The sequence below is a fragment of the Pseudomonas sp. NPDC089734 genome, assembly GCF_044748865.1.
Classification (GTDB): Bacteria; Pseudomonadota; Gammaproteobacteria; order Pseudomonadales; family Pseudomonadaceae; genus Aquipseudomonas.
This window is the reverse complement of the sequence record NZ_JBIVGV010000020.1, coordinates 12,854-29,112: the sequence shown is the minus strand read 5'-3', so window position 1 is coordinate 29,112 and position 16,259 is coordinate 12,854. Positions and strand designations below refer to the sequence as shown.

General features: G+C 55.2%; 7 protein-coding genes. 3 read left to right on the top strand and 4 right to left on the bottom strand.

Annotation, left to right across the window (positions count from 1 at the left end; genetic code table 11):
* Positions 1-183: 183 nt before the first annotated feature.
* A complete protein-coding gene (locus ACIPY9_RS21195; RefSeq protein ID WP_400706197.1) occupies positions 184-1,065 on the top strand; it encodes an arginase family protein in 882 nt (293 codons plus the stop codon).
* A gap of 119 nt (positions 1,066-1,184) precedes the next feature.
* Here ACIPY9_RS21195 and ACIPY9_RS21190 read toward each other — a convergent pair whose 3' ends face one another.
* The 4 genes from ACIPY9_RS21190 to ACIPY9_RS21175 form a co-directional block, all read right to left on the bottom strand.
* Positions 1,185-2,156, bottom strand: coding sequence for a magnesium and cobalt transport protein CorA (locus ACIPY9_RS21190; RefSeq protein ID WP_400706020.1), 972 nt, complete (start codon positions 2,154-2,156; stop codon positions 1,185-1,187).
* 58 nt (positions 2,157-2,214) lie between these two features.
* Positions 2,215-2,904 (bottom strand): crotonase/enoyl-CoA hydratase family protein, encoded by a 690-nt coding sequence (locus tag ACIPY9_RS21185; protein WP_400706017.1) that lies wholly within the window; start codon positions 2,902-2,904, stop codon positions 2,215-2,217.
* Positions 2,905-3,005: 101 nt separating this feature from the next.
* Complete coding sequence (locus ACIPY9_RS21180; RefSeq protein WP_400706014.1) at positions 3,006-3,668, bottom strand: class I SAM-dependent methyltransferase; 663 nt, start codon at positions 3,666-3,668, stop codon at positions 3,006-3,008.
* A 30-nt stretch (positions 3,669-3,698) separates the two neighbouring features.
* On the bottom strand, positions 3,699-3,992 hold the full coding sequence (locus tag ACIPY9_RS21175) for a DUF6388 family protein (protein ID WP_400706011.1): 294 nt from the start codon (positions 3,990-3,992) through the stop codon (positions 3,699-3,701).
* Between the two features lie 464 nt (positions 3,993-4,456).
* Here ACIPY9_RS21175 and ACIPY9_RS21170 point away from each other — a divergent pair, with 464 nt between their 5' ends.
* On the top strand, positions 4,457-15,733 hold the full coding sequence (locus ACIPY9_RS21170) for a hemagglutinin repeat-containing protein (protein ID WP_400706008.1): 11,277 nt from the start codon (positions 4,457-4,459) through the stop codon (positions 15,731-15,733).
* Positions 15,733-16,044 carry a hypothetical protein gene (locus tag ACIPY9_RS21165; protein ID WP_400706005.1) on the top strand — a complete coding sequence of 104 codons (312 nt, stop codon included), beginning with the start codon at positions 15,733-15,735 and terminating at the stop codon, positions 16,042-16,044. Before ACIPY9_RS21170 ends, ACIPY9_RS21165 begins: the two co-directional genes overlap by 1 nt.
* Positions 16,045-16,259: the final 215 nt, after the last annotated feature.

The window sequence follows — 16,259 nt, the reverse complement described above, 5'->3', positions numbered from 1 at the left end:
CTTTGGTCACCATACCGAGTGCCAAGAGACATGGTTCAGGGGTAAGTCATTGTTATGATTTTTACTAACAGTAAGCTTGATTATTCCGATCTTCTGCTTTTAAAGCCATCTTCCTAAAATCTGGTACAGCTGAAAGCGTGGCTGTTCACCATGAATCAAGAAATTTTGACTGAAGGAGTCTTGATGAGTACGACCTCGAACAAGACGCTGCGCCTGCTGTTTCCACAATGGCAGGGAGGTAACAATCCACCTTACTTTCTGGGTGCCCAGCTGTTGGCCTGGCTTGCTCCAGAGGCGGACGGGCCTGTTGAAAGCGTTGATGTGGCGGAGCCCGACGGCCAGTCTCTGGTGGTAGAAAACGGCATCGTCGGGCGTCAGGCGCTACTCAATCAGCAATTGAACGCCCAGGCACTGATCGACAGACACAGCCCTGATCGAATCGTTGTTCTGGGTGGGGACTGCCTGGTGGACCTTGTACCGTTTGCTTATCTCAATCAGCGCTATCACGGAGATCTGGCGGTTCTCTGGGTTGATGCTCACCCAGACGTTATGACGCCTCAGGATTTCAAACATGCCCATGCGATGGTTCTGGGGAATCTATTAGGACATGGCGACGAGGACTTCACGCGGTTTGTCAGTACCCCGATCAAACCCGAACGTCTTTTATATGCGGGTCTTCAGGAAACCCTGCCGGTTGAGAGCGAATTCATTAAACGTCACGGGCTGAAAGGCTTCGGGGCACAAGAGCTGGCCCAGAGCAGCAAACCGGTTTTGGACTGGCTGGCCAGTATTAATGCCAGACATCTGGCGATTCATTTCGATCTGGACGTGCTGGACCCGAATGAGTTTCGCGCATTGCTGTTCGCCAATCCCAATGCTCCTGCCGGGACATTCGATGGCATAGCACAAGGCAAGATGCGGATAGCCGAAGTGCTCCGGCTGCTTACGGATGTAGCTGATGCTGTTGATGTGGTTGGTCTGGGCATCGCTGAGCACCTTCCGTGGGATGCCCTTTCAATGAAAAACATGCTGGCGCAGTTGCCGTTGCTGGGTAACAAGCGTTGAGCGAGTGCGTTGTTTGCATCCTGGCCCATGTTCAACGCTCTGAAGGCCCCTTTTTTCCATTGAACAGAGGGCCGAGATGACGGTCGAGGCAACGACAGTTTCTACTCCTTGATGTCTGTTTACAGCCAGCCCGAGCGCTTGAAGCTGACGAACAAGCCGCTGCAACCGCTGACGATTACCCCCAGCACCACGAAATAACCGTAGTGCCAGCTCAGCTCCGGCATGTTCTCGAAGTTCATGCCGTAGACCCCGGCGATGGCGGTCGGCAGTGCAAGAATGGCCGCCCAGGCCGCAAACTTGCGTTGCACGATGCTTTGCCGCGACGACTCCAGCAACAGGCCGATTTCAATCGTCTGGCTGGCGATGTCGCGAAGATTGCCCAGGTCTTCCATCTGCCGCTTGACGTGGATCTCCACGTCGCGAAAGTACGGGCGCATGTTCTTGTCGATAAAGGGAAAGCTCAGCCGTTGCAATTCTTCCCCCACCTCTACCATGGGCGAGACATAGCGGCGCAGGCGCAGCAGGTCGCGTCGCAGGCTGTGGATGCGCTGGATATCGGCCTCGTTCAGCGCTCCGCCGAGCACGCTGTGTTCCAGTACTTCAAGTTCGGCATGAATGGCTTCTGTTACCGGCTGATAGTTCTCGGTCACGAAGTCCAGCAGGGCATAGAGCACGAAGTCCTCGCCATGCTCCAGCAGCAAGGGGCGGGCCTCGCAGCGCTGACGGACCACTCCGTAGGATTTGGAGTGGCCGTTGCGCGACGTGATGATGTAGCCCTTGCCGGCGAAGATATGGGTTTCGATGAACTGCAGCTTGCCGTTTTCCCGCACCGGGGCATAAGTGACGATAAACAGCGCATCGCCGAAGGTTTCCAGCTTGGGGCGGCTATGGACTTCCAGTGCATCTTCGATGGCCAGTTCATGCAGGTTGAACTGTTGCTTGAGGCTTGCCAGCTCCTGAGGGGTGGGTTGTTCCAGACCTATCCAGACAAAATGCCCTGGCCTGGCTGCCCATTCCGCGCCTTCATCGAGGGTGATGTTGGTGATTTTCTTGCCTTTGCTATAAACCGCTGCTGCAACGACTCGGCCCATGTCTGTATCGCTTCTTCATTCTGGAGTGGCAGTGATGCAAATCAATCGAATGCAAGGCTTAGAGCGAATGCTGTTTATCGAGTTCTATCGCGGCATCCAGTGTATCGAGCAACGCCTTTCTCACTTTCAGCTTGGTCTTGCGATGCGCATTCATATTGATCTTCTTCAACTGCCGGGCGGCGTCGAGTGCCGTTTCCTGCAAGGCCTCGACACTAACCACCTTGTCCAGAAAACCTGCATCCATGGCACCGGCGGGATCGAACATCTCGGCATTGATCACTGAACGGTGAAAGGCCGACTTGCGCAGGCGGTCACGGGCCAGCTCGATGCCGACGTGGTGCATGGTCATGCCGATCTGTACTTCGTTCAGGCCGATGTTGAAAGGCCCTTCGACACCAATCCGGTAGTCGGCGGACAGCAACAGAAAGGCACCCTTGGCCACGGCATGGCCGGGGCAGGCGATAATGATGGGGAAGGGGTGAGCCAGCATGCGACGGGCCAGTGTCGAGCCCTGGGCCACAAGGCCGATAGCCGCTTCGGCACTGGACGTCATGACCTTGAGGTCGTAGCCCCCCGAAAGAATTCCCGGTTGACCGGTCACGATCACCACTGCGCGATCTGCCTCGGCCTGATCCAGTGCGGCATTGAACGCGACGATCACATCCGGAGAAATGGCATTGACCTTACCGTTGTTGAGGGTCAGCGTGGCAATACCGTCTTCCAGATGGTACGAGATCAGATCACTCATGGCGCAATTCCTTCTTGTTGGGATGGGCAGACGTTACTCAGCTGCAACCATCAGGTAAAGCGCTGACTGATCGGTCATGATCGGGCAGTTCGACTGTTCTTTCAGGCAAGAGGCGATCTGGCCGTAAACAGTGCCACTTTTCCCGAAACCTCGACCGTGACGTCTTTGAAGTGCAGGCTTAGGGCATCGCGCAGACCGGCGACACTGTCGCTGCGATTACCGAAGATGCCTTTCTTGTTGTAGACGGCCATCAGCTTGCTGCCAAATCCGTTATGCCCGGCTTCGTCACCCAGAATGGTTGCGCCGAACAGCACGCCGTCGGCGTTGAGACGGGTCTTGAGGTTCGCGAAAGCCTGGGCCTTGTCGCTCATGGTGCCGGGCAGGCAATGCAGCAGATAGAACAGCGAGATGGAGTCAAATCCGGTGGCCTGTTCAGGCCCGAAGGGTTTGAAGACATCGTGCTGGATCACCTGGGTGCCCGGGCGCCCGAAGCGTTGACGGGCTGCCTCAAGGCTGCTGCTGTTCAGGTCCAGCAGGGTCACTTCAGTGTCCGTCGGCAGATGGGCATTGGCCAGGTAATAGCCCGTTCCGACACCGACATCCAGATGACGCTTGCCCACATGGCGATTGAAGAACGGCTGCAACACATCCGTGGTCGAGCATTGCCAGGCGAAACGATTGGAAACGCCCAATACCCACCAGTCATACAGTTTCAGCGTCAGGGGAGAGTAAACGGCTGCGCCCGCTTCTGAGGAGTGGTTCATGACAGGGTTATTCCTTCTTCAGGCCCGGGATTACTGTTCGATCTCGTTCAGCTCGCAATACTCGTCCCAGTCCATGCCCAGGGCTTCGGCCACCTGTGCGTGGGCTTCGAGCCGCATGCTCTTGAGTTGTTCCGGGGATTCGGCAATCAATTCCAGCGCCAGTTCCCAAGGCTCAATGCCCAGATGCTCGGCTTCATCCTCAAAGGCCCACTGAGCCTGCTGCTTCTGCTCTTCGGGGCTGAGGTCCTTGATTTCATCCTGCAAGGTCGGATGGGTCGACAGGTATTTCGCCAGGGCGGCTTTGTTCCACTCAAGTGTATTCATGCCGGTTTCCTTGAATTCATGGGGCAGAGCGGCGGGATTGTGAGGGATCGGGCGGGTTGCTGCCAGTGCCGGGGGTACAAGTTTTTGTGATGACGGCTGCTGGGTATGTCGGTGATTGAGAGTGGTCTGTCACGTCAATGAATGGGGGTCAGCAGGTGGAATCCCTTGCTGTAACAAATCCGATACGCGGTAGATACAGAAAATTGACGACGTGAAAATGGCGGTCTAAAATCGCGGCCTTCATGATGGCTATGTGATATTGCAAGGATGCGTCGTGTATTGCTCTCCCTCGAAAAAGCTGTACCCGGCCTGTTCGCGATCCTTCCTCTTTTCTTCGTTCCGTCGCTGGAACTGCCCGCTGCCCTGAGCGGGTGCGAGGCGCTGATGTATTGCTGCCTCAAACGGTTCTTCTGAGTTACCCAGACCTTTTGCCCTTTTTCTGATCCCCCGCAGGAACCCCCCGCATGGACGTCAAGCACTTCGCTTTTCTGGCCCGTCAACCCTCGGCCAGCCTGCAACCGCGTGAGCGTTTCTGGGGGATGCCCAAGCGCGGTATTGCGCTGATCCTGGCCAATGCGATGTTCTGGCAGCCGATGTGGGCGCAGGCCGACGGGATCGTGGTGAGCGGGGGCAGCACCAGCCTCGGGGCGGCGGGCAACGGGGTGCCGATCGTCAACATTGCCGCGCCCAATGCCAACGGGCTGTCGCACAACCAGTACCAGCAGTACAACGTCGGCAGCCAGGGGGTGATCCTCAACAACGCTACGGCCCAGACCCAGAGCACCCAGCTGGGCGGGATCATCATCGGCAACAGCAACCTGCAAGGTCAGGCGGCAAGCACCATTCTCAACGAGGTGGTCAGCAACAACCGCACCCAGCTCAAGGGCTACACCGAAGTGGCGGGTTCCTCGGCCAAGGTCATCATTGCCAACCCGTACGGCATCACCTGCGACGGTTGCGGTTTCATTAACACGCCACAGGCGACCCTGACCACCGGCAAGCCGGTTCTGGATCAGGGGCAGATCACGCGCTACGAGGTCCAGGGCGGGGACGTCAGCCTCGAAGGTGCGGGCCTCAATGCCACCAACCTCGACCAGTTCGACATCATCACCCGCAGCGCCAAAGTCAACGCCGAACTGCACGCGAAAAAGCTCAACATCATCGCGGGCCGCAATAACGTCGATGCCCAGACCCTGGACGCCACGGCGCTGGCTGATGATGGCAGTGTCAAACCAACCCTGGCCATCGACAGCTCGGCCCTGGGCGGGATGTACGCCGGTGCAGTGAAACTGGTGGGTACCGAGGCCGGGGTCGGGGTGAGGCTGGCGAGCAATGTGGCCGCCAGTGCCGGTGATATCCAGATCGATGCCAATGGCCATCTGAGCATGGTGCAGGCCGTGGCCAGCGGTGCCGTTGACGTCAAGGCGGCCAGTGTCGAGATGAGCGGCCCGCTGTATGCCGGGTCATCCCTGACGATCGCAACGCAAGGTGACCTCACGGTTCAGCAGAGCGTGGCTGCACGGGATAGCGTCAACCTGTCCAGCGGTGGGCAGCTCACCAACAAGGCGGTCATCGAAGCGGGGATCAATGCCGATAACAGCCGCAATGCGGACGGCGATGTCGTGCTCTCGGCCGCCAACCTGACCAATACCAGCACCATCGTCGCCAGTCGTGCGTTGCAGGCCACCGTCACCGAGACGCTGGACAACCGGGGGGCGACCCTGAGCGGGCAGTCCAGTACACAGCTGACGGCAGCCACGCTGGATAACCGTGGCGGTCGGGTGGTTACGCAAGGCACGTTGACCGTGAACAGCGACAGTGCGGATAACCGGGGCGGCGTCTTGCGTGCCGACAAGCAGATGAACCTGTTCATCGGCTCGCTCGATAACAGCCAGATCGGTCTGACGGAGGCTCAGAAAGGCGCCATCATCGGCAAGGCCGGGGTGAAATTCACTGGCCAGCAACTGGACAACCGGAGCGGTGAGTTCAATGCGGCGGGCCTGATGCAACTGCAGGCCGATAAGGTGCTCAACGCCAAGGGCCGTATTGCCAGCCAGACCGAACTGAGCGCGACCCTCGACAACCTGAGCCAGCAAGGCGGCGAGCTGGTGGTCGAGGGCGCTCTGACCCTCATCGGCAAGACGCTGGACAATCAGGCCGGTGGTCTGGTGGGGGCCACAAAAGCGCTGAAACTCGAAGTGGCCGACATCGACAACCGCGCCGGTGAAATCTCCAGCCAGGCGGGTGTGGAAATCATCGGTGAGGCCCTCGACAACCGTGACGGCGGCAAGGTGCTGGCCGGGACGGCCTTGCAGTTGGTCGTCGAGCGGGTGATCAACGAAAACAAGGGGCTGTTGTTCGGTCAGACCCTGAGCCTGACCGGCCAGCAACTGGATAACACCGGCGGCACCCTGTCGAGCCAGCAAGACCAGACGCTCACCCTGACCGGTGCCCTGAACAACAGCGCAGGCCAGATCAGCAGTGAAGGAAAACTGACGGTCAAGGCGGACACACTGGGCAACGCCGCTGGCAGCCTTTCCAGCGCCAAGGCCTTGAAAGTCACGACCGACGGGGCACTGGTCAATCAGGCAGGCTCCATTGCCACCGACGAGGGCCTGACCGTCATCAGCGCCAGTCTGGACAACCGGCAGGCAGGCAAGTTGTCCGGCAAGGGCGCTACGCAAGTCACGACCGGTGATTTCAATAACAGCCAGGGCGGACAGTTGACCTCCGGCAGCACGCTGGAATTGGTGGCCGGCAAGGTGATCAACCAGAGCGCAGGTCGTATTGCCAGTGCGCTGGCGCTCAATGCCAGCGTCACAGGTCTGGATCAGCAGGGCGGCGAGCTGTTCAGCAACACCAGCCTGACTCTGGACCTGAATCACGGGGAACTGAACAACCAGAACGGGCTGATCAATAGCCCGGGCGCACTGCTGCTGAAAAACCTCGGTGCCGTGCTCAACCAGGGCGGTGAAATCTCCAGCGCCCAGGCCTTTACCCTGGCCGCGACGAGCCTCGACAACAGCGAAGGCAAGCTGCTCGGCAACCAGTCCCTGACCTTGCGCATCGCTCAGGCCCTGAACAACGTCAAGGGCATGATCGCGGCGGCGGGTATCGACGCCACGGCCGCTACGCTGGACAACACCGGCGGTACGCTGACCAGCCGCAACGACCTGGAACTGACCACCACCGGGCTGCTCACCAACCGTGACAAAGGCCTGATCAACGCCGCCCAGGCGCTGAAGGTCACCTCGGCGGACCTGAATAACCGCGCTGGACAGTTGCTGGGCAGCACCGCCTTGACCCTCAATGCGGCGGCCCTCGACAACACGACCAAAGGCCTGATCAACAGCAACGGCACCCTGACCATCACCGCCGATAGCCTGGACGCCAGCACCGGCGGCGAAGTGTCCGCACTGGGCAACATGACCCTGGTGCTCGATGCCCTGTCGCTCAATGCCGGACGCCTGATCGGTGAGGCCGGATTGAGTGTCGACCTGAACGGCGGCGACCTGAACAGCCGTGCCGGCCTGCTCACCGCCAAGAATCTGACCTTTGCCCGCGTGCGGGACGTGAACAATCAGGGCGGTGAAATCTCGAGTGAGCAAAGCTTCACGCTGGCCGCCCGCACCCTCGACAACAGCGGCGGCAAGCTGATCAGCAGCAACCAGCTGACCCTGGCGGTCGACAGCCTGATCAACCAGAACGGCCTGGTGTCCGGCTGGCAGGGGCTGGGGGTGACGGGCGTGTCTCTGGACAACCGCAACAGCGGCACCTTGTCCAGTCGTTACGGCTCCGTCGAGGTGACATTGAGCGGTGACCTGCTCAACAGCGATGCTGGTGCGCTGGTCAGCCAGAAGGCCCTGACCGTGACGGCCGACAACCTCGATAACAGCGGCGGCATCCTCTCCAGTGCGCTCGATCAGTCCCTGAACCTGACTGTCACCGGGCTGCTGAACAACGGCCAGAACGGCCTGATCGACAGTGGCGCAGACCTGGTGATCGACACCGACAGCCTCGACAACAGCGCAGGCACGATCACCAGCAAGGGCAAGACGACCCTCGACCTGCTCGGCACCCTGACCAACACCGGCGGCAAGCTCGCCAGTGGCGATGCCTTGCTGCTCAAGCGCAGCAGCGCCCTTCATAACCAGGGCGGGCAACTCATCAGCCAGAGCCTGATGACCCTGAACACCGGCACCCTGGACAACAGCAATCGTGGCACCGTCGCCTCCAACGGCACACTGCTGATCACCGCCACAGACAAGGCCCTGAATGATGCCGATGGCCTGATCTACAGCCAGAACGCCGATGTGCAACTTGAAGCCGCAAGCCTCTCCAACGCCCGTGGCACTCTGCAAGGCCAGACGGCTCTGAGCGTTGATGTCACCGGCGACATCGACAACCAGAGTGGCAGCCTGATTACCCAGAACGGTGACCTGTATGTGGAGGGCAACAGCCTCGACAGCCGCGGCGGGGTACTGTCCAGCCTCAAGGGCCTGTTTACCGCGAAGATCACCGGCGTCCTGAAAAACGGCTACGACCTCGACAACAATCGCCAGGGTGGCGTCATTCAGGCGCAGCGTCTCAACCTGACCGCCCTGGGCGGTTTCGACAACTACGGCGGCCGCGTCTCGGCCAGCACCGGCAATGCACTGGTCACCACCGCCAACTTCGACAACCGCAATGGCGGTCTGTATGCCAAGGGCCTGGTGCGGGTCATCGGTGACGACTTCGACAACAGCGGCGACAACGACGGCCAGATTGCTGGCAATCAGGTGGATCTCCAGCTCAGCGGTGCGCTGAACAACCGCCTGGGCATCATCGAAAGTGACAGCACCCTGTCCATCAAGGCCGCCAGCCTCGACAACCAGACCGGCCAGATCCGCTCGCTCGGTACCAGCGATGCAGCGGACTTCCAGATCGGCACGCTCTTCGACAACCGCAACGGCACGGTGGAAGTCGCCAACAGCAACCTGATCCTCAACGCAGCCAGCTTCCTCAACGCCAAAGGCAGCCTGCTGCACGCCGGCAAAGGCACCTTCGACATCTCGACCGCCAACCTGATGCAAGCCAGTGGCACAGTCGCGACTGGCGGCGACCTGACCCTGACAGCGGATAACTGGACCAACACCGGCGTGATTCAGGCCGGGCGGTTGACCGTGAATGTCGGGACCTTCAACCAGACCGCCAGCGGGCAGCTGCTGGCCTCGACGGGGTTTGTGGGGACGGGAGGAACGTGGGCGAATGATGGGGTGATTGGCAGTGATGGTGCGCTGAGTCTGACCTTGGGGGGCGCTTATTCGGGGAGTGGGCGGGCGAGCAGCCGAAGTTCCTTTGATCTTGGCGCTATGCAACTGAATTTGACCAGTGAGGGAGAACTAATTGGAGGAGGTGTCAGTACGGTCAATATTAGCGGCGTGTTGGCTAATCTAGGGCAAGTAAGATCGTCTGAGAAACTGACAGTTATAGCTGATAAGCTGAATAATTACGGGACCTTGGCTAGTAATGGTGGATTGGTTTTAAAGTTTGGCATAATGCTCAATGAGCGAGGAGTGATATTTAGCGGTGCGGATATGGCTCTTCTTGGGGGGGAGCTTGTTAATAAAAATGGAGATGTTTATAGCGTTGGAGATCTATATGTAGCCAAGGATGAGTCCGGAGGGTGGATGGACTCTTTGGGGAATATATCGGGAACCTTGGAAAGTGTTGGGGATATGCGGCTGAATGTCGCTTCTACAGAAAATAGAAAAGAGTTTTTTAAAGTTTCCTCCGAGCTTGTGTCAAGCTCTATAGGGATGAGGGAGACAGGTAGTGAATCTGGGCATATGGTTTTGTTTGAGAACTATAAGTCTACGCTGGAGACGGACTCTCCTTCATCTAGTATATCGTCAGGTGGTAATCTGGATATTGTTGGTGCTGGCTTTTTAAACTCTGCGTCTATTGTGTCTGTAAGAGGAAACTTGAATGCTGATTTGGTAAGCTTTACTAATTCCGGTGCGGACTTAGGTAATTACTCTGTACTCAAGTCTTTTGAGCTTCCACATCTTAATGAAGATAAGTATATATCGAGTTTTTGGCGCTCGGTAATGAAGTATAATGCTACAAACGATCCGGAGTATGCATATTCTGTAACTCGCGGGGGGGCTTTTGGTAGTATTCGCTATTGGGATGGGGCATGGAATGAATCCCGTATATTTTTAAGGACGGTCGCAGGTGGCACCGCGCAAAGAGATACAAAGTTTATTGTTGGGTGGAAGCGGTATTCGACTTTTTTTAGTCCTAGTACGGTTGCATCAATCTCGCCTCCTCCATCCTACAGTCCTTCTGCACTTTCGGCGTTGCCAGGGGAAGTGGCAGGTGCTTCGTTTTTTGAAACTAGAGTGGTCACGGAGCCAGGAGTTGCAGCAAGTGGAAGCTCTATTGTTCAGGCAGGTGGTAGCGTCAATATAAATGCTGCACAAAATCTGACAAATAGTGTTGTTCGTGGTGGGCAGCTTGTTTCTGAACCAAATGGTGTGTCATTTGAAACAACAATACCTGATGCGTCCATTGCAACTGTCATTAACCTTCACCCTCAACTGTCCCCAGACTTGGTTCAGCAACAGGTCAACCCACTAACTCTACCCGGATTCAGCTTGCCCACTGGCCAGAATGGCCTGTTTCGTTTGAGTGCTCAGACCGGTAGCAATGTTGCTATCACCCAAGATGAAACTCCGTCTGAGGGGGGAGGTCAGGCTTCTATATCAACTCACCAACTGACTGATGTGGTCCGTCAGAACTCGGGGTTGAGCGCTAACGCTTCAGCTTTTGATTCCACTGCGCCTGTCGGTTTTGCAGGCAATCTGCAACTGACCGCTCCCGGCTCTGATCCTCAGACGCTGTCCGGCCGCACACCGCCTCCAGGCGCTCATAAATACCTGATCGAAACCAACCCGGTTCTGACCGACCTGCGCCAGTTCATGAGTTCGGACTACCTGCTGGCTAATCTGGGATATGACCCGGACGAGAGCATGAGGCGTCTGGGGGATGGCTTCTATGAACAACGTCTTGTTCAGCAAGCCATCGTGGCGCGCACGGGCCAGGCCTTACTCGCGGGGCAGACTTCCAACGAAGACCAGTTCAAATACCTGATGAACAACGCCATCGCCAGCAAGGAACAATTGAATCTGGCTGTCGGCGTTTCACTGAGTTCCCAACAAGTTGCAGCGCTGACCCATGACATCGTGTGGCTCGAAGAGCACGAAGTGAATGGTGAAAAAGTATTGGTGCCGGTGGTGTACCTGGCCCAGGCGAACAACCGTCTCGCTCCGACCGGTGCTTTGATTGCGGGTAACGATGTCACGCTGATTGCGGGTGAAGACCTCGATAACGTCGGGACATTGCGTGCGACCAACAACCTGTCCGCTACCGCCGGCAACAATCTGGTCAACGCGGGTCTGGTCGAGGCCGGAAATCGTCTTGACCTGCTGGCGGGGCAGGATCTGGTCAATAAGGCCGGAGGGATCTTGTATGGGCGTGATGTAACTCTGTCAGCAACACGTGGAGATGTGATCAACGAACGAACGGTTACTCGTTACCAAAGCGTATTCAGTGATGCTACTTGGCGTGAAGACTTTGCTGATAGCGCTGCTCGTATCGAGTCTGCAAACGATCTTGCCGTGAAGGCTGGGCGTGATGTGAATAATCTTGGTGGTATTCTTCAGGCTGGTCGTGACATCAGTTTGGTTGCCGGTCGTGATGTTGGCATTTCTTCAATAGAAACGAAAAAGGAACAAAATCGTGGAACAAGCTATACCCAGTCCAACATCGCTCAATTAGCAGCCAGCGTCAGCGCTGGACGAGATTTAACGGCGCAATCGGGGCGTGACATCAGCGTTATTGCGAGCAACGTCGACGCCAAGCGTGACATCGCAATGGCAGCAACTGAAAACCTGACCTTGTCGTCGGCAACGAACGAACAGCATTCGTATAGCAAAAGTAAGAAGGTTACGGCGCAGGAAGACCATATCAGCCAAGTTTCGACTGAGCTGAATGCAGGCGGTAGTATTGCATTGAGCGCTACCAAGGATCTTTCGCTTATTTCCAGTAAGGTCCATGCAGAGGATAAGGCTTATCTGGTCGCAGGTGAAAACCTTGAGGTAACAGCTGCCGCCAACGAAGACTACAGCTTCTACAGCAAGGTTAAAAAGTCTTCATCAGGCAAGAAAAGCAGTCTTGACGAAACCAACAGTGTCATTCATGTAGCTAGCTCAATTACGGCAGGAACCGATGCAGTATTGGGTGCCGGTAAGGACCTGCTTGTACATGGGAGTAGTATTTCGGCGAAGCAAGGTGTTGCCAGCCTGACAGCCGTCGATGATGTGCAAATCATTGCTGCAGAGGACTCTGAAAGCTCAAGGCATGAGCGGAGCAAGAGCAAGTCGGGTTGGGGAGGGCTTAAGTCAAGCAGTGTGACGAGTAAACTGGCAGAAACCATGACCAACACTTCAGGAAGTGTGGTTTCCGGTAATACTGTTGAGGTTGCCTCAACTCGTGATGTCACTGTCACGGGCTCCTCCCTGGTGAGTACGAAAGACCTCGATGTTAATGCTGGTCGAGATTTGACGGTCAATGCTGCTGAAAATGTTTACACCCGTACTGAGCTATATAAGCAAAAAGGTCGAGACCTGACGGGCATACTAACGGCCAATAATCTGGGTATCAACGATATTACTGGCAATCAGCGGTTATACATCAGTAGCCAAAGCCATACCGGTAATGCAGCTCAGAGGACATTAACAGGAAGTATGATCGGGTCGAGCGAGGGCAGCGTTGATTTGACTGCTGGACGTGTGCTTACCGTTACTGCCAGTGATCTAGTCAGTACTAAAAACATGCTGCTAAAGGCATCTGATGTCACGGTCACAGCAGGAGTCGAGACGGCCAGCCAAAGTAGTACTGATAAATCACGTAGTCTTGCTGTCGGGCGTGTAATTGGAGGTATGGTGGTTGATACCATTAATACCATACGTGAGACAGCTAAAACTGTAAAAGAGGCCGACGATCCACGCCTCAAGGCTGTCAAGTTGGCGCAGGCTACCTTGGCTCTTTATCAGTTAAATACTGCTGCCAATGATGCTGCCTCCGGTTCTGAGCCGGGAATGCCTGAAAAATCTGAAAAGACAGCAAGTAATGGTTCATTGATCAAAATCGGTACAGAACTGGCTAATACACGAAGCAAAAGTACCAGCACATATGAAAGTCAGGCGGTCAGGCAAAGCACGATTAATGTGGGGGAAAGTCTTGCCGTAACGGCGACGGGTGCAGTGCCTGAGTCAGAAGGGGCAATTAAGGTTATAGGTAGCACTATCAAAGCTGCCAATACTGATTTGAACGCGCGTAATAATATTCTTTTGCTGGCTGCTCAGAATGCTGCTGACTGGTCGAACTCCAGCAAAAATAACAAAACCAGTATCGGCGCCAGTTTCAATATCGGTGCGCAAAATGGTTTTACCCTCGACCTGGGGGCACAAATAGCAAAAGCTCGTGGAACAGGCAGTTCAATCACTCAAGTCAATAGCACACTGGATACAGGTGCCCTGTTATTACAGAGTGGTCAGGATACACGTCTTGCCGGCGCGCAAGTCCATGCCGATAGTATTCGTGCCTCTATCGGTGGCAACCTGGATATCGCCTCGCTTCAGGACATGGAGGAGCAAAGAAGCAAGCAAAGCAGTGGTGGTGTTGGGGCCAGCATCTGTATTCCTCCGTTTTGCTATGGCGTCCCGGCGGCGGCATCTGCAAGTATTGCTCTGGGTGGAATGAACAGTGATTACAAGGCTGTTTCCCAGCAAGCAGGGCTCTATGCAGGCATGGGTGGTTACACCATTGATGTCGGTAAAAATACCATTCTGCAAGGTGCTGTTATTGCCAGTGAGGCATCTGCCGACAAGAACTTATTGAGTACTGACAGGCTTATCACCCGCGACATAAAGAACATCAGTGACATCGATAGCTATGCAGTGAGCGGCAGTGTGTCGTCCAGTTATAGCGGTGCGTTCGCGGCAGCGCCTGGCATGCTGTTCGGATTAGCGCTCAATGACTCCGACAAAAGTTTTACTCGCAGTGCAGTTAGTGAGGGTGTCATTGTCGTTAGAAATCCTGAAGGTAGTGGTGACCTGATCGGATTGAACCGCGACACTGCAAATGCTAACGAAGCACTCGACAAGCCTGACAGCAAGTCCATGGCAGAGCGTATTGACTTGGTACGCAGTTCCGTGACGTTGATTCAGGATGCCTCCAGAACCATTGCTGATGCGCGTGCCCGAGCGGCGAAAGACCCTAATAGCGAAGAGTATAAGCAGGCACGCCAGGAGCTTGCTGAAAAGGGTAACAATCAGCCAACGCAAGTCGAAATTAATGAGCAGGTTTCCCGCACCTATGGGACCGGCAGTAGTTTCCAGCGCGCAACTCAGGCCGCTGTAGCGGTGGTACAAGGTGTGTTAAGCGGCAACTTCGTTGGTGCGCTGGCTGGTGGAGCAGCGCCTTATCTAGCTCACAACATCAAGGAAATGACGGCGGGTGATGATAATGCCAACTTGATGGCGCATGTGCTGTTGGCTGCCGTGGTGGCTCAGGCACAGGGTAACTCTGCCTTGTCAGGCGCAGCCGGGGTTGGTTTGGGGGAGCTGATTGCGCGTCAACTTTACCCCGGCACATCCACAGAACAGATGACGGAAGCTGAACGGCAGACAGTATCGGCTCTGGCTTCATTGGCTGGAGGGCTAGCGGGAGCGCTGACCGGTGGTGGTGATGTCAATGCGATTGCAGGGGCTTTGGCGGCGAAGAATGCGGTAGAGAATAATTATCTTAGTGTTGAGGAGGCCCAGCTTCAGAAAGTTTTAGAAATTAAGGAGCGCGAGGGCACGATTACACCTGAAGAGGCACAAATACTAGCAGATACAAAAAAACTGGATAAAGATAGGGATACAGCTATTCAAGCAGCATGCACCGCTGGAAATAAAGGGGGGGCAGAGTGTGGGCGCTTGGTTGCAATGGCTAGAGAGGTGCTTGAGCAGTACGGAAATCATGTAAGTTATTCGTTGCTTTATAAGGATATATATCCTGAAGATTTTGCTGGTGTAAAGGATATTTTACAAGGATTGGACACGGACAGTATCAGTAGAGATACGGCTATAACAGCAATTGTTAAAGAGAGTGGGTTGTCAAGGGATAAGGTCGAGAGCCGTTATGATCTCGTGATGTCACTCCAGGCTGTGACGGCGGCTTTGGCTGGGCTTTATGGGTTCAGGTCACCGCTTCCTTCAATAGGGGGCAAGGGCGATTTACCCAGTAATACGATTACTAATGTGCGAGCGATCAGTGCTGATGAGGCGAATGCGCCATTTGTCGCGCGAGGCTGGAATCCACCTTATGATACAGGCTCCCAAGTCAGAACTTTTACTGTAAGTATTGATACTAAATTTGTACGAGTTTCGACTATAGAGAATCCTCAGGGAGCATTTTTGGTTAGAGCTGAGGAGGTCGCAGGGATGACTCCTCTTCAAATTCAACAACATTTGGCGCTGCCAAAAGTACCTACTCAAATTGCAGACGTTGTTGTGCCTAAAGGTACTAATATGCAGGTTGGACGTGTGGCTGCTCAACCAGCGTTTGGCGCAAATAGTAAAGGTGGCGTACAGTATCAATTGCTTGATCAAATTCCAGGGAATAGTTTTGGCATGCCGAGGCCCTTATAATGATTCACCATTTTGATAAAAGTAAAGCTTCCAAGGTTCTTGAAATATCAAAGGTTTTAAGTGTTGTGCTGATTGAACGATTGGCTCAGGAAAGTATTCGCGGACGCACTGAGGACGCAAAAAATATATTTCTCATCGATGGAAATGGAAGCGTTATTTGGCAGGTAAGTTCTGATTTTGACTCGGATGGAGGGCCGTATACTAATATTTTTTATTCTGATGGCCGGCTTCAAGGGTATAGATGGGATGGTGGGATCTATGATATCGACTTAGAAAGCGGAGTAGCAGTGCCTAATCTATTTTTGAGGTAGGGGCGCAATGAATGCAGCGGGTTCATCTGATGGCCAGGTTTGCGGTCATGGCTGCTTGGTCAAATTCAGTTTGGCCTCTGGCAGTTCCCCTGTTTTATCGGAGCCATGGGGCGAGAAATATTTATTATAGATCTTGGGTCTGGCCTGATTCTTTATTATCAAAACACACTATTTTCTTATCCCGGAATAATGCATGCTATGCACTTACTGAAACC